The sequence below is a fragment of the Streptomyces sp. NPDC059010 genome (assembly GCF_042740355.1).
Taxonomy (GTDB): Bacteria; Actinomycetota; Actinomycetes; order Streptomycetales; family Streptomycetaceae; genus Streptomyces.
The window spans coordinates 24,444-41,356 of the sequence record NZ_JBHYJA010000006.1 but is presented as its reverse complement, the minus strand read 5'-3'; the positions used below and the strand labels follow the sequence as shown (position 1 = coordinate 41,356).

Annotated in this window: 14 protein-coding genes and 1 pseudogene; 9 read left to right on the top strand and 6 right to left on the bottom strand. The window is 71.3% G+C overall.

Features of this window, described 5'->3' with window-relative positions; all coding sequences use genetic code 11:
• Window positions 1-131: 131 nt before the first annotated feature.
• Both ACFWYS_RS07780 and ACFWYS_RS07775 read right to left on the bottom strand, forming a co-directional pair.
• Window positions 132-734 carry a DUF4352 domain-containing protein gene (locus ACFWYS_RS07780; protein ID WP_384764756.1) on the bottom strand — a complete coding sequence of 201 codons (603 nt, stop codon included), beginning with the start codon at window positions 732-734 and terminating at the stop codon, window positions 132-134.
• Window positions 735-887: 153 nt separating this feature from the next.
• A complete protein-coding gene (locus ACFWYS_RS07775) occupies window positions 888-2,762 on the bottom strand; it encodes a rhamnogalacturonan lyase (RefSeq protein WP_384764754.1) in 1,875 nt (624 codons plus the stop codon).
• Between the two features lie 273 nt (window positions 2,763-3,035).
• Between ACFWYS_RS07775 and ACFWYS_RS07770 the strand changes: the two genes are divergently transcribed.
• Window positions 3,036-4,598, top strand: coding sequence for a hypothetical protein (locus ACFWYS_RS07770; protein ID WP_384764752.1), 1,563 nt, complete (start codon window positions 3,036-3,038; stop codon window positions 4,596-4,598).
• Between the two features lie 104 nt (window positions 4,599-4,702).
• Here the strand turns inward: ACFWYS_RS07770 and ACFWYS_RS07765 are convergent, their stop codons facing one another.
• Window positions 4,703-5,647, bottom strand: coding sequence for a helix-turn-helix transcriptional regulator (locus ACFWYS_RS07765; RefSeq protein ID WP_384764750.1), 945 nt, complete (start codon window positions 5,645-5,647; stop codon window positions 4,703-4,705).
• 39 nt (window positions 5,648-5,686) lie between these two features.
• Here ACFWYS_RS07765 and ACFWYS_RS07760 point away from each other — a divergent pair, with 39 nt between their 5' ends.
• Entirely contained in the window at window positions 5,687-6,166 is a 480-nt protein-coding gene (locus ACFWYS_RS07760; protein ID WP_384764749.1) for a hypothetical protein, read from the top strand.
• Window positions 6,163-6,642: a hypothetical protein gene (locus ACFWYS_RS07755; RefSeq protein WP_384764747.1), complete on the top strand. Its 480-nt coding sequence runs from the start codon at window positions 6,163-6,165 to the stop codon at window positions 6,640-6,642. Before ACFWYS_RS07760 ends, ACFWYS_RS07755 begins: the two co-directional genes overlap by 4 nt.
• Here the strand turns inward: ACFWYS_RS07755 and ACFWYS_RS07750 are convergent.
• Both ACFWYS_RS07750 and ACFWYS_RS07745 read right to left on the bottom strand, forming a co-directional pair.
• On the bottom strand, window positions 6,611-7,354 hold the full coding sequence (locus tag ACFWYS_RS07750) for a class I SAM-dependent methyltransferase (RefSeq protein WP_384764745.1): 744 nt from the start codon (window positions 7,352-7,354) through the stop codon (window positions 6,611-6,613). The two genes, ACFWYS_RS07755 and ACFWYS_RS07750, sit on opposite strands and share 32 nt — an antisense overlap.
• A gap of 3 nt (window positions 7,355-7,357) precedes the next feature.
• Window positions 7,358-7,660: a 4a-hydroxytetrahydrobiopterin dehydratase gene (locus ACFWYS_RS07745; RefSeq protein WP_384764744.1), complete on the bottom strand. Its 303-nt coding sequence runs from the start codon at window positions 7,658-7,660 to the stop codon at window positions 7,358-7,360.
• A 269-nt stretch (window positions 7,661-7,929) separates the two neighbouring features.
• Between ACFWYS_RS07745 and ACFWYS_RS07740 the strand changes: the two genes are divergently transcribed.
• Complete coding sequence (locus tag ACFWYS_RS07740; RefSeq protein ID WP_384764742.1) at window positions 7,930-8,769, top strand: helix-turn-helix domain-containing protein; 840 nt, start codon at window positions 7,930-7,932, stop codon at window positions 8,767-8,769.
• Here the strand turns inward: ACFWYS_RS07740 and ACFWYS_RS07735 are convergent.
• Window positions 8,751-9,194, bottom strand: coding sequence for a hypothetical protein (locus ACFWYS_RS07735; protein WP_384764740.1), 444 nt, complete (start codon window positions 9,192-9,194; stop codon window positions 8,751-8,753). The two genes, ACFWYS_RS07740 and ACFWYS_RS07735, sit on opposite strands and share 19 nt — an antisense overlap.
• Before the next feature lie 257 nt (window positions 9,195-9,451).
• On the opposite strand from ACFWYS_RS07735, the gene ACFWYS_RS07730 reads away from it, so the two are divergent.
• The 5 genes and pseudogenes from ACFWYS_RS07730 to ACFWYS_RS07710 form a co-directional block, all read left to right on the top strand.
• A complete protein-coding gene (locus ACFWYS_RS07730; RefSeq protein ID WP_384764738.1) occupies window positions 9,452-10,315 on the top strand; it encodes a helix-turn-helix domain-containing protein in 864 nt (287 codons plus the stop codon).
• Between the two features lie 77 nt (window positions 10,316-10,392).
• Window positions 10,393-11,208 carry an SAM-dependent methyltransferase gene (locus ACFWYS_RS07725; protein WP_384764736.1) on the top strand — a complete coding sequence of 272 codons (816 nt, stop codon included), beginning with the start codon at window positions 10,393-10,395 and terminating at the stop codon, window positions 11,206-11,208.
• A gap of 102 nt (window positions 11,209-11,310) precedes the next feature.
• The gene (locus tag ACFWYS_RS07720) at window positions 11,311-15,024 is read left to right on the top strand and encodes a nitrate reductase subunit alpha (RefSeq protein WP_384764734.1); all 3,714 of its coding nucleotides are present in this window, start codon (window positions 11,311-11,313) and stop codon (window positions 15,022-15,024) included.
• A complete protein-coding gene (gene narH / locus ACFWYS_RS07715) occupies window positions 15,024-16,655 on the top strand; it encodes a nitrate reductase subunit beta (RefSeq protein WP_384764732.1) in 1,632 nt (543 codons plus the stop codon). Before ACFWYS_RS07720 ends, narH begins: the two co-directional genes overlap by 1 nt.
• Window positions 16,655-16,913: pseudogene (locus ACFWYS_RS07710) on the top strand (hypothetical protein); the annotation flags it as partial. The gene narH and the pseudogene ACFWYS_RS07710, both read left to right, overlap by 1 nt.

The following is a 16,913-nucleotide window of genomic DNA, read 5'->3' as shown; positions in this document are numbered from 1 at the left end:
CTCGGGGGTCGTCGTCTTGCCGAGGAAGACGGCGCCGGCCGCGCGCAGCCGGGCCCCGGTGGGGGCGGGCGCGGGGCACGCGCCCTCTGTGCTGCCCGGGTTGTCCGAACTGCCCGACTGCCCCAGCTGCCCTAGAGCTTCCACTCCCCGGCCTGCTGGGCGAAGCCCGAGTCCATCGCGAAGGAGACCGTGGCCACCTTCGACGCCTTCGGCACCTCGAACACGAGCCAGCCGAGAGCCTTCGCGCCGGGCTTCAGGCGGACGTCCGACGACATGGACGGACCGGCCGCGATGTCGGCGATGGTCGTCCCGAACTGCTGGCCCTGGTCGTCGGCCATCTTCGCCCCGTTCATCGGGGCGTCGGAGTAGACCTTGCTGCCGGTGTTGACCAGCTGGAACTGCACGCCGATCCACCGGTTGCCGGACTCGGGGGCGAAGAACTCGTCGCTGGGCTTGGCATTGTCGGCGACCTTGACGACGGTGACGTCGAGTCCGCTGCCGCTCTCCATGCCCTTGAGGGCGAGCGTGTCGCCGACCTTGGCGACCTCGGGCGCGGCGCTGCTCTTCTCGGCGGCGGGCTTCTGCGCGTCGCCGCTGTCGGCCTTGGCGGAGGCCTTCGCCTTCGGCTTGTCGACGATCTCGTCACCGGAGCCGGAGCCACAGGCGGTCAGGCCGATCGCGGCGACGGCGACGGCAGCGGTGGCGGCGAGGCGAATGCGGGTGTGGTGGAACATGTTCTCCCCAGGTTTCGATGGTACGCATGTGAAGGACCCGTGAAGAACTCGCATGGTTGTACGGAGCATCGAAAAAAGTCGGGCTCGCGAAGCAACCCGGCAATCCATTACTTCGTCCGCCGCCGACCGCTGCTGTCTGTGGCTGTCTGTGGCTCAGGGCGTGTACACGGTCGGCCGGGGCGCCGTCGGCATGCCGTTGCCGAGGAAGAAGCTCGGGTGCGGCGGCTGGTTGTATGCCGTGTTCTGCCAGGCCAGGCCCGTGCGGTACATCGTGTCGTGCAGCAGGGTCGTGATCCTCGTGTCCGTCTCGTACGGCGTGGAGTAGATGCGCAGCGCCGTGTTGCCGCTGGTGCGCCAGATGACCTCCTCGCGCCAGTCGCCGAGGATGTCGCCGGACAGCACGGGCGTGGCCTTCGTGCCGTTGTTGGAGGAGACACCGGAGCCGGTGAGCAGGCGGGTGTCGGAGGACGTGCCGTACTTGTCGATACGGGTGCCGTCGAGGAGTTCGCGAACGGTGTCGCCGTCCCACCAGGACAAGAAGTTGACGGAGGACGGCTCGCGGCCCTTGGTGGCGCCGGCCTCGTCGCGGATGGAGCCGTCGGAGGCGGACCACATCTCGGCGCCGTCGTTCCCGGCGTAGATGTCCCCCGCCACGCCCCGGCCGTTGTCGCAGCAGGCGGCGAGCTTCCAGTTGACCGTGCCGCCCGCCGGGTTGATGTACAACTCGGCGGGCTGGCTGGTCGACTCCGAGACCTTGAAGTACTCCAGGCCCGCGTGCGCGGGGTCGAGGTCGCCGAGGTGCTGGGCGTCGCCATGGCCGGTCTTCGTGGTCCACAGGCCGTTGCCGTTGTCGTCGACGGCCATCGCGCCGTACACGATCTCGTCCTTGCCGTCACCGTCGACGTCCCCCACGGACAGGCTGTGCGAACCCTGCCCGTCGAATCCCTTGCCGGTGTTGGTGGAGGAGTTGGTGTCGAAGGTCCAGCGACGCGTGAAGGCGCCGCCCCGCCAGTCCCAGGCGGCGATGACGGTACGGGTGTAGTAGCCGCGGGCCATGATCAGGGAGGGGCGGGAGCCGTCCAGGTAGGCGGTCCCGGCGAGGAACCGGTCGACCCGGTTGCCGTAGGAGTCGCCCCACGACGAGACGGTCCCCCGGGCCGGGACGTAGTCCACCGTCCCCATCGCCTTGCCGGTCTGCCCGTTGAACATGGTCAGGTACTCGGGGCCGGAGAGGACGTACCCGCTGGAGTTGCGGTGGTCGGCGGAGGAGCTGCCGATCACCGCGCCGGTCCCGTCGACCGTGCCGTCGGCGGTCTTCATGGCGACCTCGGCCTTGCGGTCGCCGTCGTAGTCGTACACCTGGAACTGCGTGTAGTGCGCGCCTGAGCGGATGTTGCGGCCCAGGTCGACGCGCCACAGCCGGGTGCCGTCGAGCTTGATGCCGTCGACGAATGTGTTGCCGGTGTAGCCGGACTGGGAGTTGTCCTTGGCGTTGGTGGGCTGCCACTTCAGGACGATGTCGAGGGCGCCGTCACCGTCGAGGTCGCCGACGGAGGCGTCGTTGGCCTCGTAGGTGTACGCCACCCCGTCGGGCGTCGTGCCGCCGGCCGGGGCGCTGATGGGGACGTCCTTGTACCCCGTGCGGAACTGGACGGCGTGCACGGAGTCGCCCTGCTCGACGCCGCCCACGACGGCGCGGACCGTGTAGTCGGCCTGTGCGGGCGCGCCGGAGTGGAAGTAGTTCGTGGAGCCGGTGACCGGGGTCGGGTTGACCTTCGTGCCGGCCCGGTAGACGTTGAAGGAGACGGTGTCCGGGTCGGTGCCCAGCCAGCGCCAGCTGACCAGGTTGCCGTCGGCCGTGTGCACACTGACCACGCCCCGGTCGAGCGCCTCGACCTGCCGTGCGGTGGCGGCCGCGGCGATTCCGGTCCCGTTCAGGGTGGTGAGCCCGGCGGCGGTCAGGGCGGTGGTGGCGACGGCCGCGGCGAGGGCGGCCCGGCGTCTGCGGTGCTTGCGCGGGTGCTGCACGTGACGTACCTCCTCGGGGGGGAAGGACGGGGTCCGTTCCCTCAGTCGCCGCCGGGCGGACGGAAGTTGCCGGGTGCGTCGACATCGGCATCCGGCACAGGGGGACGGGGTCGGGTAAGGCGAAGGGACCCGAACCGGCCACCTCAACCTGCCGGGTTCGGGCGTATTTTCGGACCTGTTTGACGGTTCGACCGGTCCTACCGGGCGCCGTGTCCGGTACAGGTCTCCTGAAGGCCCCCTCGGCGAGGGACGCCCGCGGGGCCCCAGGGGGACATGATGAGCAGTACAGCCCGCAAGCCCGTGCCACGAGAGCCACAAGCCGATCCCCGGCTCGGCATCCCCGTCGACACCAGCGCCTGGCGGGGCCGGCCCCCGCACCGGCTGGTCGCCATCGGCGACTCGCTGACCCAGGGCTTCCAGAGCGGGGCGATCTTCCACACCGATCTGTCGTATCCGGCCGTCGTCGCCCATGAGCTGGGATGGGCCGGCCACTTCCGCCGTCCGACGTACGACGGGTTCGGCGGGCTTCCCTTCAACATCGAGCGGTTCCTGCGCGAGTTGGAGGCACGGTTCGGGCAGGTGGTGAACTGGTGGGAGTCGGCACCCGCGCTGTGGTACGCCCACCAGCACATGAACGAGGTCGAGCGCTACTGGGAGGTCGGGGCGGGCAACACCGTGCCCGTCACGACCGCCGTCAACCACAACCTCGCGGTGTTCGGCTGGGACCTGCGGGACGCCCTGATGAAGTCCGCGAGCGTGTGCGCCAAAAGGATCGGCGCACCGCGCGACAACCTGCTGCGCCAGATCGTGGAACACGCCGACGACCGCGCCGCCCTGCGCGTGCTGCCGGCCCCGCCCGCGGCGGCCGACACCCTGACCCAGCTGACCGCCGCCGCCCACCTCGGCGACGAAGCCGGTGACACCCGCCCGCGGCACGGCATCGAGACACTGATCGTGTTCCTGGGAGCCAACAACGCGCTGCGCTCGGTGGTGGACCTGAAAGTGGTCTGGAGCGACAAGGGCTACGACGACCTGGACCGCAAGGGAGGCTTCACCGTATGGCGGCCCGAACACTTCAGGGCCGAACTCGGCAAGGTCGCCGACCAGGTGCGCGGCATCAAGGCCCGGCATGTCATCTGGTGCACCGTCCCGCATGTCACCATCGCGCCGATCGCCCGCGGTGTCGCCACCAAGACCGCGCCGGGCTCGGCCTACTTCCCGTACTACACCCGTCCGTGGATCAGCGACCGGGCGTTCGACCCGACCGAGGACCCGCACATCACCGGAGCGCAGGCGCAGGAGATCGACACCGCCATCGACCACTACAACCACGCCATCACCGACGTGGTGCGCGGCGCCCGGGGCGAGGGCAGGGACTGGTACCTGCTGGAGACCGTGGCCCTCCTGGACCGGCTCGGCTCCCGCCGCTACATCGAGGACCCGCTGGCCCGCCCGCGCTGGTGGCAGCCCTACCCCCTGCCGCCGGCCCTGCGCGCGCTGACGCCGCTGCCCAACACCCGTTTCCTGGCGAGCGACGGCACGCACCGGACCGACGGCGGACTCTTCTCCCTGGACGGCGTCCACCCCACCACGGTGGGCTACGGCATCCTCGCCCAGGAAGTGATCAATGTGATGCGCCTGGCCGGAGTGGAGTTCTTCCGCCCCGACGGGGTGACACCACGCCAGGACCCCGTCCTGGTCGACTTCGAACGCCTCGTCCGCCGCGACACCCTCCTCACCCGCCCACCGGGAAACCTGACCTCCGGCCTCGGGCTGCTGGCCTGGGCGGACGAAGCCCTCGACCTCTTCCGCCGCGTTCTGCGGTTCGCCATGTGAGCGGCCCCCGCCATGCCGACCCCCAGGCCTTCACGGGCCCCCCGCCCGCACCGGGAGGGCAGCCCGGGGCGGTCCCCCGGCGGCCCTCCGCTGGCCGGCAAGCCTCAGCCGTACCGTTTCGCCAGTTCCCGCACGGTCGCCGCGATCCGGTCCCGCAAAGCGGCGGGTCGCAGGACCTCGATGTCCGTGCCCAGTCGCAGGAACTCGCCGTGGGCATGGTCGACGGACTCGATGGGCACGGTGGCCAGGGTCCAGCCGTCGTCGTCCGTGCGCCCGTCGGCCCGGACGGCGGCTCCCATGGGTCCGGCGAGCCGCACGCCCGGTGCCAGTCGGATCAGTGCCTCGGCGGGGCGGAGCCGGTCGTGGAAGTCGCGTTGGTAGGCCGCCCAGTAGGCGGCCAGGTCGAAGTCGTCGGGGCGGGTGAACTCCCCGTCCGTGGTGGTGAGTTGGAGGATCTGGTCCACGCGGTACGTACGGGGTCCGGGGCCCGCGACCACATACCAGCGGCCCGCCTTGAGGACCAGGCCGTACGGCTCCAGGCGGCGCTCCACATCGGTGGGCTCGCGCCAGCGCCGGTACAGGACCCGCAGCACACGGCCGTTCCAGACCGCGTCGGCCACCGCCGGGAGGTGGGGTGTCTCGTCGGCGTCGGCGTACCAGCCGGGGGCGTCGAGGTGGAAGCGGCCGCTGATGCGGTCGGCGTGGGTGCGCAGTTCCGGGGGCAGGGCCGCGCGGACCTTGAGCTGGGCGGCGGCGAGGACCGAGCCGAGGCCCAGTTCGGCGGCCGGGCCCGGTACGCCTGCCAGGAACAGGGCCTCGGCCTCGTCGGTGGTGAGTCCGGTGAGGCGGGTGCGGTAGCCGTCGAGGAGCCGGTAGCCGCCGGCGTGGCCCGCGTCGCCGTAGAGGGGGATCCCGGCGGTGCTCAGCGCTTCCACGTCCCGGTAGATCGTGCGGACCGACACCTCCAGTTCTTCGGCGAGCTGGGCGGCGGTCAGCCGGCCGCGGGTCTGGAGCAGCAGCAGGATGGAGACGAGTCGGCTGGACTTCACTGACACATGGTGTCAGTGAACCGGTTCTAGCGTCGCGGCATGGTCTTCACGGAGAAACTGCTGACCGTGCCGCCGCCCATCGAGGTGGCCGGGCGGCATGTCAAGCGCTACCACGTCACCACCGACCCGGCGGGCATCGCACCCGAGGTGGAGAAGGCGGCGTACGCGATCCTGCCGGAACTGCTGCCCGAGCCGGACGGCACGCCCCCGGCGACGTTCGTGGTCCTGCACCGCGGCGGCGACGACGGCGCGTATCTGAACGTCTACAGCTGGGTGTGGGACAACGTCCTGCACTTCAAGTTCGCCTCGGCGGGGCAGCCGGTGCTGGGCTGCCCGGACAACGACCCCACCCATTTCATCAAGCCCGACCTGCCGTGGATCGGCTGTGTCTATGAACTCCCGCCGATCCAGCACGAACGGGACGCCTGGGTGCGGCACATCCTGACGCCCGAAGTCCCGGACCTGACGGCCTACTTGGCCGACTCCCTGCCCGAAGGAACCACTGGAGACCGCGCATGAGCAGCCCGAACGACTTCGACTTCTTCCACGGCGACTGGGAGGTCCGCCACCGCCGCCGCCGCACCGCCTTCCTCGACCCGGACAGCGACTGGGAGGAGTTCGCGGGGACCAGCCGCTGCTGGCCGCTGTTCGACGGGGCCGCGAACCTCGACGAGATCGACATGCCGCGGCTCTCGGCGAAGGGGGCGACCCTGCGGCTCTTCGACCGGGAGTCCGGGCAGTGGTCGCTGAACTGGGCCTCCAGCGTCAGCGGAACGCTGTTCCCGCCGGTCTTCGGCCGGTTCGACGGAGGCCGCGGGGAGTTCTACGGCGACGACACGTACGACGGGAAGGACGTGCGGGTGCGCTTCGTGTGGTCCGGGGTCTGCGCGGAGTCGGCCCGCTGGGAGCAGGCGTTCTCCCTGGACGAGGGGCGGACCTGGCTCACCAACTGGATCATGGAGTTCAGCCGGGCTTCCGGAACGCCCGAAGACTGAAGACCGGGTCGGGCCGGGGCCGGTCCTGGTCCGGGAGCCGCGCCAGCCGGGCCGCGAACCCGTCGGCGAGCGGGTCACCGGGCGGCAGGGTGACGAACCAGCCCCGGCGCAGGTCGGCGACCGTGCGGCGGGGGCTGCGGCCCTGACCGCGGCCCGTGAAGCGGGCCTTCCCGGCCGGGATCAGGCCGTGGTCGAGGGCGTACGACTCGACGAGCGCCGCCTGGTCCCGGGCCGGGCGGCGCGGGCGGGAGGCCAGGACGGCGTCGATGTCGCTGCCCACGTTGTGCGCGGCGGCCTTGTCGACCGTGGTGACGTAGATCCCGCCGGGCCGCAGCATCCGGGCGCACTCGGCGACGGTGCTCCGTACGTCGTCGTCGGTCCGGGCGAGGTGCAGCAGCCACACGCTGCTCACGGCGTCGAACCGGCCGTCACCGAAGGGCAGCCGGCGGCTGTCGGCGAGCACGACGGTGCCGGGCATGCGGGCGGCGGCCTGCCGGGCCATGTTGTGCGCGAGGTCGACCCCGGTCACATGCATGCCGTGCCGTCCGGCGGCGAGGCGCCGCGTCACGATGCCGGTGCCGCACGCGACGTCCAGCAGGCGGCGGGTGGCGGCCGGGAGCAGTCCGAGGACCGCGTCCGCCGCGGCCGCCGCCCTGGGCTCGCCGCCGCGTGAGGCGTCGTAGCGCTCCGCTTCCTTGTCGTAGTCGAGCACGCGTCAGTGCGCCCCGTGCCCGGCGGCGAGGTCCTCGATCCTGCGGGCGAGCTTGAAGTCCCGCTCGGTCACGGCGCTCACGGTGTGGGTGTTCACCGTGAGGGACACCGTGTTGTAGCCGAGCGTGAGGTCGGAGTGGTGGTCGAGCTCCTCCTGGACCTGGGCGATGTGCACGACCATCGCAGTGGCCGCGAAGTGCGAGGGGAGCCGGTAGGAGCGGGCGATGCGGTCGCCGTCCTGCGACCAGCCCGGCAGCTCGGCGAGCCGGTCCTCGATCTCCTTCTGCGACAGCGGTTCGAGGGGCATGGCCTCGCTCCTTCCTGCACGGGAGGGTTCCGTCCCCGGGAGGGTTCGCCTTCAGCCTGCCACAGCCGAGGCGCGGCGGTCCTGGTCAGACGGGTTCCCCGCTGGTCGGCGGCGGACACCTTCGGCCGCCGGGTCATCGGCGAGCGCGGCGATCCGCGGCCGGGCGGGGCCCCGCCCGCCTGGCACACACGGCGGTACACGGCCTCGCCCGCCCGGCACGAGCTCAACGGCTCGTTCGTTCGGCGTGCTCCTCGGCTACGGTCGTACGCATGACCACTGCTCCGTCCGGCAGCACCCTGCCCGCGCCCACCCCCGCCGACCAGGGCGTGGGCCCCCTGCTGCGGGCCTGGCGGGAGCAACGGCGGGTCAGTCAGCTGGAGTTGGCGCTGCGGGCCGACTCCTCGGCGCGGCACATCAGCTTCATCGAGACGGGCCGTTCACGGCCGAGTGAGGAGATGGTGCTGCGGCTGGCCGAGCACCTGGAGGTGCCGGTGCGCGAGCGTAACGCGCTGCTGCTGGCCGCCGGCTACGCCCCGCACTACCCGGAGACCCCGCTGGACGACCCGGCGCTGGACGCGCTGCGGGCGGGCATGGAGCAGCTGATCCAGGGCTACGAGCCCTACCCGGCGCTCGTCGTGGACGCCATGTACAACGTGCACGCGGCCAACCGCGGCATCCTGATGCTCCTCGACGGCATCCCCGAGCACCTCCTGAAGGCCCCGCTGAACGCGATGCGCCTGACCCTGCACCCGGAGGGCCTCGCGCCGCGCATCCGCAACCTGCGGGAGTGGCGCGGGCATCTGCTCGCCCAGATGGACCGGCAGATCGCGCTGCGCCGCTCCGAGCCGCTGCGGCGGCTGTACGAGGAGGTGGCGGCGTATCCGGTGCCGGAGGAGGAGCCGCCCGGCACCGATGCGGAACCGGCCGTCGCCGTCCCGTACTTCGCGCTGCCGATGCAGATCGAGCATGAGGGCCGCGTCCTGTCCTTCATCTCCTCCATCTCCACGTTCAACACACCGATGGACGTGACCGTCGCCGAGCTGGCCATCGAGACGCTGCTCCCGGCCGACCCGGCGACGGTCAAGTACCTTCAGTCGCTGATGTCCTGACTGTCCCAGCTGCCCTGACGTGCCTTCAGCGCCGCGTACTGCAACCCGGCGAACCCGGCGACGGTGAGCGCCTGCAGCACGGTCCACACCGCGCCCGCGGTAGTCGGCGACAGCCACACCGCGAGGGCGACGACACTCAGCGCGGTCCAGCCGAGGTTGGCCTCGATCACGGCGCGCACGGGGAGGGCGGCGGGGCGGGCCCGGGAGGCGAGGAGGCCGACGGCGGCCGCATACAGGGTGAGGAAGGCGCCGAGCACGAGCAGCAGCGTCGAGTCGACACCGAGGAGACGCCCCAGCGGACCGGGGACGGCGAGGTAGGCGAGCCCGTTCGCCCCGGTCACCACGGCGTCCAGGGCCAGGAAACGGCGCAGTACGGTCTGCGGGTCGGAGGTCCGGGCGAGCGCGGCGAGCGAGGTGGCGGACATGGCGGATCACCCTCCGTCGAAGGTCGGATTGCGGTGGTGGGACCCCGGGCCCCGGTACGGAGTGCGCCGCCCCGGAACCCGGTGCCTCAACGCTCTCGCGGACGGGCGGGGAGGTCGATTACCTGCCGGGTAATGGCAACGCCCCCCCCGTAACGTCGCCCTCCTCGTAACGAGCGTCTCACCGCAGGCCCTGTGAGTCCGTAACCGGAACATGACACACTGCTCCGCGTACTTTCGGCGCGTAGGGGAGGCGTGGCGTGAGTGAGCGGCGACCCGCGCCCACCGTCGGCCAGGTGGTGCTGGGAAAGCGCCTGCAGGAACTGCGGGAGGCGGCCGGCCTGGGCCGTGACGAGGCCGCACGCGTCCTGCGCGTGGCCGCGGCGACCGTACGCCGTATGGAGACGGCCGAGGTCGCCCTGAAGATCCCGTACGTGCAGGTGCTGCTGGAGACCTACGGCGTACCCGAGGCCGACACGGCGGCGTTCGTCGCGCTGGCCGAGGAGGCCAACCAGCCGGGCTGGTGGCAGCGGTTCCACGACGTGCTGCCGGACTGGTTCAGTCTGTACGTCAGCCTGGAGGGCGCCGCCCGCATCATCCGCTCCTACGAGCCGCACTTCGTGCCCGGCCTGCTGCAGACCGAGGACTACGCGCGTGCCGTGATGGAGGCGGGGACGATCGGGCAGGCGGGGCCGGAGACCATCGAGCGGCATGTGTCGCTGCGCATGGAGCGGCAGCGGCTGCTGGAGCGCCCCGACCCGCCCCATCTGTGGGTGATCATGGACGAGACGGTGCTGCGGCGCCCGGTGAGCGGCCGGGCCGAGGTGATGCGCGACCAGTTGGACAAGCTGCTGGAGTTCGCCGGGCGCGACCGCGTCACGCTGCAGATCGCCGAGTTCTCCGCCGGCCCGCATCCGGGGACGTACGCGCCCTTCGCCCTGTTCCGCTTCGCCGAGCCCGAGCTGCCCGACATGGTCTACACCGAGTACCTCACCGGCGCCCTGTACCTGGACTCCCGCAAGGAGGTCGCCGCGCATCTGGAGGTGCTGGACCACATGTCGACGGCGGCCGCGTCGGCCGAGCGCACGAAGGAGATCCTGGGGGAGCTCCGCGAGAAGTTCTGATGCAGAGCAGTTCTGATGCCGAGCAGTTCGCAGTGCCAGGACCAGGCAAGCTGTCGAATCCGAGGAGAACACACCGCATGACCGGTTCCGAGTCCGTGCCCGCCCGCCTCGACACCAGCCGGCCGCACCCGGCCCGCGTCTACGACTGGTGGCTGGGCGGCAAGGACAACTACCCGGTGGACGAGGAGCTGGCCCGCAGGATCCTCGCCGTGGACGGCACGGTGCTGCGCGGGGCGCGCGCCAACCGCCGGTTCATGCACCGGGCCGTACGCACCGCCGCCGAGGCCGGGATACGCCAGTTCCTGGACATCGGCACCGGCATCCCCACCGAGCCCAATCTGCACCAGGTGGCGCAGGGCGTCGCGCCCGAGTGCAAGGTCGTGTACGCGGACAACGACCCGATCGTGCTGCGGCACGCGGAGGCCCTGCTGCACGGCACCGCCGAGGGCGGCACCGACTACGCGCACGCCGACGTCCGTGACATCGACGCCCTGCTGGGCCGGGCGGGCGAGTCCCTGGACCTCACCGAGCCGGTCGCGCTGTCGCTGGTCGCGCTCACCCACTACCTGGGCGACGACCCGGCCGGCGACGACGTGTACGGCCTGCTCCGGAGGTACGTCGACGCGCTCGCCCCGGGCAGCTACCTGATCCTCTCCCAGGTCACCCCGGACCTCAGCCCGGAGGCCATCGAGAAGGCGGCCGACCAGTTCCGGCGCAGCGGCACGCCGTTCCACCCCCGGTCGCTCGCCGAGTTCTCCCGCTTCTTCGACGGTCTGGAGCTGCTCGGCCCCGGCGTCATCCCCGTCTACGGCTGGCGCCCGGAGCCGGAGGACGTGGCGGCCCAGGCGGAGGGCATCGTGCCGGTGTACGCGGGGGTCGCCCGCAAGCCCTGACCCGACGCCTGCCGTGCGCCGGTGACCCGTACGGTCCCCGTGAACGGGTGCGCTCCCCTGCCCCGCCCTAGGTTCAGGACCAGGGCAAGCAAGGGAGCGTCTGTGACCGACACGGAGACACCGCCCACCCAGCCCGACGAGCCGCCCACGCCGCCCGCCGAGCCGGGTGCGGTGCCGCTGAAGGCCGGCAGGTTCTTCCGGTCCGGCACGCCCGCGTCCGATCTGCACAGCGTGGAGCTGACCGGCGGGCGGGAGGCGGACGCCTTCTACCGGGACCGCTGGAGCCACGACAAGGTCGTGAACTCCACGCACGGCGTGAACTGCACCGGCTCCTGCCGCTGGAAGGTGTACGTCAAGGACGGCATCATCACCTGGGAGACCCAGCAGACGGACTACCCGTCGGTCGGCCCGGACCGCCCGGAGTACGAGCCCCGTGGCTGCCCGCGCGGCGCCGCCTTCTCCTGGTACACCTACTCCCCCACCCGGGTCCGCTACCCGTACGTGCGCGGTGTGCTCCTGCAGATGTACCGCGAGGCGAAGGAACGCCTGGGTGACCCGGTGCTGGCCTGGGCGGACGTCCAGGGCGACCCCGAGCGACGCCGCCGCTACCAGCGGGCCCGCGGCAAGGGCGGTCTGGTGCGGGCGAGTTGGGACGAGGCGGTCGAGCTGGTCGCCGCGGCCCACGTCCACACCATCAAGACGTACGGCCCCGACCGCATAGCCGGTTTCTCCCCGATCCCCGCGGTGTCGATGGTGTCGCACGCGGCGGGCGCCCGCTTCCACTCCCTGATCGGCGCCCCGATGCTGTCGTTCTACGACTGGTACGCCGACCTGCCCGTGGCCTCCCCGCAGGTCTTCGGCGACCAGACCGACGTACCGGAGTCGGGCGACTGGTGGGACGCGGCGTATCTGATGATGTGGGGCTCGAACGTCCCCGTGACCCGCACGCCGGACGCGCACTGGATGGCGGAGGCCCGCTACCGGGGCCAGAAGGTCGTGGTCGTCGCCCCCGACTACGCCGACAACGCCAAGTTCGCCGACGAGTGGCTCCACCCGCACCCCGGCACGGACGGCGCCCTGGCCCTCGCCATGGGCCACGTCGTCCTCAAGGAGTTCTTCGTCGACCGGGAGACCCCGTTCTTCTCCGACTACGTCCGCCGGTTCACGGACCTGCCCTTCCTGGTCACCCTGGAGGAACGGGACGGCGCCCATGTCCCGGCGAAGTTCCTGCGCGCCTCGGACCTGGGCCAGGAGGGCGAGGGCGCCGAGTGGAAGACCGTCGTCCTGGACGAGGCGACGGGCCGCGCGCTCGCCCCGAACGGCTCCCTCGGCTTCCGCTGGACCGAGTCGGGAAAGGGCAAGTGGAACCTCGAACTCGGCGACATACGCCCGCAGTTGAGCCTGTACGGCACCGAGGTCGCCGCCGGTGTCGAGGTGCTGCTGCCCCGGTTCGACACGGAGGGCGGGGCACACGGGCAGGGACGCGGGGACGTCATACGCCGTGGTGTCCCGGCGACGAAGCTGGGCGGTGCGCAGGGCCCGCTGGTGACGACGGTCTTCGACCTGCTGCTCGCGCAGTACGGGGTGGCACGGCCCGGGCTGCCGGGCCGCTGGCCGGTGTCGTACGACGACGCCGACGCGCCCGGCACCCCTGCCTGGCAGGAGGTGCACACCTCCGTCCCGGCGGCCAAGTGCGCAAGCATCGCCCGGGAGTTCGCGCGGACGGCGGAGCGGTCCAAGGGCCGCTGCATGATCCTGATGGGCGCCGGCACCAATCACTGGTTCCACTCCGAGACGATCTACCGCTCCTTCCTCGCCCTGCTCCAGCTCACCGGCTGCCAGGGCCGCAACGGCGGCGGCTGGGCGCACTACGTGGGGCAGGAGAAGTGCCGTCCGGTGACCGGCTGGGCGACGCTCGCGGCGGCGTCGGACTGGTCGCGGCCGCCGCGCCAGATGATCGGCACGGCGTACTGGTTCCTCAACACCGACCAGTGGCGCTACGACCGCTTCACGGCCGACGTGCTGGCCTCGCCGCTGGGTGCGGGCCGGTTCCGGGGGATGACGGGCGCGGACTGTCTCGCGCTGTCGGCGCGTGCGGGGTGGATGCCGTCGTATCCGACCTTCGACCGCAATCCGCTGGAGCTGGGCGAGGTGTTCGGCGACCCGGTGGCCAGGACGGTGGCCGAACTGCGCGTCGGGACCCTGAAGTTCGCCTGCGAGGACCCGGACGCGCCGGAGAACTGGCCGCGGGTGCTGACGCTGTGGCGGGCCAATCTGCTGGGCTCGTCGGCGAAGGGCGCGGAGTACTTCACCCGGCATCTGCTGGGCACGCACTCCTCGCTCCAGGCCGAGGAGGCGCCCGAGGACGTACGACCGCAGGAGGTGACCTGGCACGACGAGGCGCCCGAGGGCAAGCTCGACCTGCTGCTGTCGCTGGACTTCCGGCAGACGTCGTCCACTCTGCTGTCGGACGTCGTCCTGCCCGCCGCGACCTGGTACGAGAAGCACGACCTGTCCAGCACGGACATGCACCCCTACGTCCACTCCTTCACCCCGGCCGTGGATCCGCCGTGGCAGGCACGCACCGACTTCGACACCTTCAAGGCGCTGGCCGAGCGGCTCAGCGAACTCGCCGTCGACCATCTCGGCGTGCGCAAGGACCTGGTGGCGACCCCGCTGCAGCACGACACCCCGGGCGAGCTCGCCCAGCCGGGCGGGGTCGTCCTGGACTGGCGGCGCGGGGAGTGCGCCGCGGTGCCGGGCCGGACCATGCCGAACCTGACCGTCGTGGAGCGGGACTACACCGCGATCGGCGCCAAGTTCTCGGCGCTGGGCCCGCTGGTGGAGCAGCTCGGCCTGCCCGCCAAGGGCATCACGCTGAAGCCGGACCAGGAGGTGGAGGACCTCAGGCACCTCAACGGTGTGACGGCCGACGGCCGCCCCTTGCTCGACACGGCCGTGAAGGCCGCGAACACCATCCTCGCCCTGTCCGGCACGACCAACGGCCGCCTCGCCACCCAGGGCTTCCGCACCCTTCAGGCCCGCACCGGGCAGGAGATGGCGCACCTGGCGGCCGAGCACGAGGGCAAGCGGGTCACGTACGCGGACACACAGGCCGCGCCGGTGCCGGTGATCACCTCACCGGAGTGGTCGGGCAGCGAGACGGGCGGGCGGCGCTACACCGCCTTCATCCTCAACACCGAGCATCTCAAGCCCTGGCACACCCTCACCGGCCGCCAGCACTTCTTCCTCGACCACGACTGGATCCACGAGCTCGGCGAGGCCCTCCCCGTCTACCGGCCGCCGCTGGACATGAACAAGCTGTTCGGCGAACCGCGGCTCGGCCCGGACGGGCAGCGTGAGGTGACGGTCCGCTACCTCACCCCGCACAACAAGTGGTCCATCCACTCCGAGTACCAGGACAACCTGTTCATGCTGGCCCTCTCCCGCGGCGGCCAGAACATCTGGATGTCCCCGCAGGACGCGGACGCGATAGGCATCGTGGACAACGACTGGATCGAGGCGGTCAACCGCAACGGCGTGGTCGTCGCGCGGGCCGTCGTCTCGCACCGGATGCCGCCCGGCACCGTCTACATGCACCACGCGCAGGAACGCACGATCGCCGTCCCGAAGACGGAGAGGACCGGGAAGCGCGGCGGCATCCACAACTCGCTCACCCGGCTCATCCTCAAGCCGTCCCATCTCGTCGGCGGCTACGCCCAGTTGTCCTGGGCGTTCAACTACCTGGGCCCGACAGGCAACCAGCGCGACGAGGTGACGGTGATCCGCCGCCGCAGCCAGGAGGTCGAGTACTGATGCGCCCGATGGCCCAGATAGCGATGGTCATGAACCTCGACAAATGCATCGGCTGCCACACCTGCTCGGTCACCTGCAAACAGGCGTGGACCAACCGGCAGGGCATGGAGTACGTCTGGTTCAACAACGTCGAGACCCGCCCCGGCCAGGGCTATCCACGCCGCTACGAGGACCAGGAGCGCTGGCGCGGCGGCTGGGAGCTGAACCGGCGCGGCGCGCTGAAGCTCAAGGCCGGCGGCCGGTTCCGCAAGCTCGCCGGGATCTTCTCCAACCCCGAACTCCCGGAGATCAAGGACTACTACGAGCCCTGGACGTACGACTACAAGAACCTCACCGACGCCCCGCTCGGCGACGACTACCCGGTGGCCCGGCCGGTCTCGCAGCTCGACGGCAAACCGATGAAGATCGAGTGGTCGTCGAACTGGGACGACAACCTCGCCGGCGCACCCGCCCACGGCGACCTCGACCCCATGGTGGAGCGGGCGCGCAGACAGGCCTCGGACAAGGTGCGGTTCGAGTTCGAGCAGACCTTCATGTTCTATCTGCCGCGCATCTGCGAGCACTGCCTCAACCCGTCCTGTGTGGCGTCGTGCCCGTCGGGGGCGATGTACAAGCGGGCGGAGGACGGCATCGTCCTGGTCGACCAGGACCGGTGCCGGGGCTGGCGGATGTGCGTGACGGGATGCCCGTACAAGAAGGTGTACTTCAACCACCGCACCGGCAAGGCCGAGAAGTGCACCCTGTGCTATCCGCGCATCGAGGTCGGACTGCCGACGGTCTGCTCGGAGACCTGCGTGGGCCGGCTGCGCTATCTGGGGGTCGTGCTCTACGACGCCGACAAGGTGACCGCCGCCGCCTCGGTCCCTCGTGAACAGGATCTGTACGAGGCCCAGTTGGACGTCTTCCTGGATCCCGACGACTCCGGGGTGCGGCGGGCCTGCGAGGAGGCTGGGATCCCGCACGACTGGCTGGAGGCGGCCCGCCGCTCACCCGTGCACGCGCTGATCAGCAAGTACCGGGTGGCGCTGCCGCTGCATCCGGAGTACCGGACGATGCCGATGGTCTGGTACATCCCGCCGCTCTCCCCGGTGGTGGACGCGCTGACGGAGACCGGGCACGACGGGGAGGACGCGGACAATCTGTTCGGCGCGATCGACACGCTGCGCATTCCGCTGGAGTACCTGGCGGAGCTGTTCACGGCCGGTGACGTCGGCCCGGTCCGGTCCTCGCTGGAGAAGCTCGCCGCGATGCGCTCCCACATGCGGGCGATCAACCTCGGTGAGGAGCCGGACCCGTCGACGGCGTCCGCCGTGGGCATGGGGCGGTTCGAGATCGAGGAGATGTACCGGCTGCTGGCGATCGCCAAGTACGAGGACCGGTACGTGATTCCGACGGCGGCCGTCGGGGACGCCCGGCGCCTGGAGGAGTCGGCGCTCCCGCAGGGGTGCAGCCTCGACTTCGAGGGCGGTCCCGGGATGGGCGGGAACGGCCCCTTCGGCCAGGACTCGGGCCGCAAGCTGCTGCCGCTGGTGACGGTGGAGAACTTCCACGCCCTGCGCAGACGGCAAACCGCGGACGACCCGGCCGTAGCGGCCGACACAGCCCCCACAGCCGACGCCGAGGAGTCCTGATGCCCTCCTTCGAGGTGCTCTACCAGGCCGCCGCGCTCTGCCTGACCTACCCCGACGACGACTTCCGCGCGCGGCTGCCGCTGCTGCGCGAAGCCGCCCCGCAGCTGCGGGAGTTCACCGACCACGCGGCGGTCACTCCCCCGCAGGACCTGGCCGTGCACTACGGGGGGGGGGGGTGTGGTGGGCACCCCCCCACCGACACACTCAGAGAGGGTGTGGGGGCGGGGGCCACCACCGCGCGGGCGGTGTGTGGGTCGC

Coding starts and splice junctions, on each gene's coding strand:
- narH (WP_384764732.1), top strand. CDS start 15,024: ATGCGCCCGATGGCCCAGATAGCGATGGTCATGAACCTCGACAAATGC.
- ACFWYS_RS07770 (WP_384764752.1), top strand. CDS start 3,036: ATGATGAGCAGTACAGCCCGCAAGCCCGTGCCACGAGAGCCACAAGCC.
- ACFWYS_RS07725 (WP_384764736.1), top strand. CDS start 10,393: ATGACCGGTTCCGAGTCCGTGCCCGCCCGCCTCGACACCAGCCGGCCG.
- ACFWYS_RS07735 (WP_384764740.1), bottom strand. CDS start 9,194: ATGTCCGCCACCTCGCTCGCCGCGCTCGCCCGGACCTCCGACCCGCAG.
- ACFWYS_RS07760 (WP_384764749.1), top strand. CDS start 5,687: ATGGTCTTCACGGAGAAACTGCTGACCGTGCCGCCGCCCATCGAGGTG.
- ACFWYS_RS07740 (WP_384764742.1), top strand. CDS start 7,930: ATGACCACTGCTCCGTCCGGCAGCACCCTGCCCGCGCCCACCCCCGCC.
- ACFWYS_RS07755 (WP_384764747.1), top strand. CDS start 6,163: ATGAGCAGCCCGAACGACTTCGACTTCTTCCACGGCGACTGGGAGGTC.
- ACFWYS_RS07780 (WP_384764756.1), bottom strand. CDS start 734: ATGTTCCACCACACCCGCATTCGCCTCGCCGCCACCGCTGCCGTCGCC.
- ACFWYS_RS07745 (WP_384764744.1), bottom strand. CDS start 7,660: ATGCCCCTCGAACCGCTGTCGCAGAAGGAGATCGAGGACCGGCTCGCC.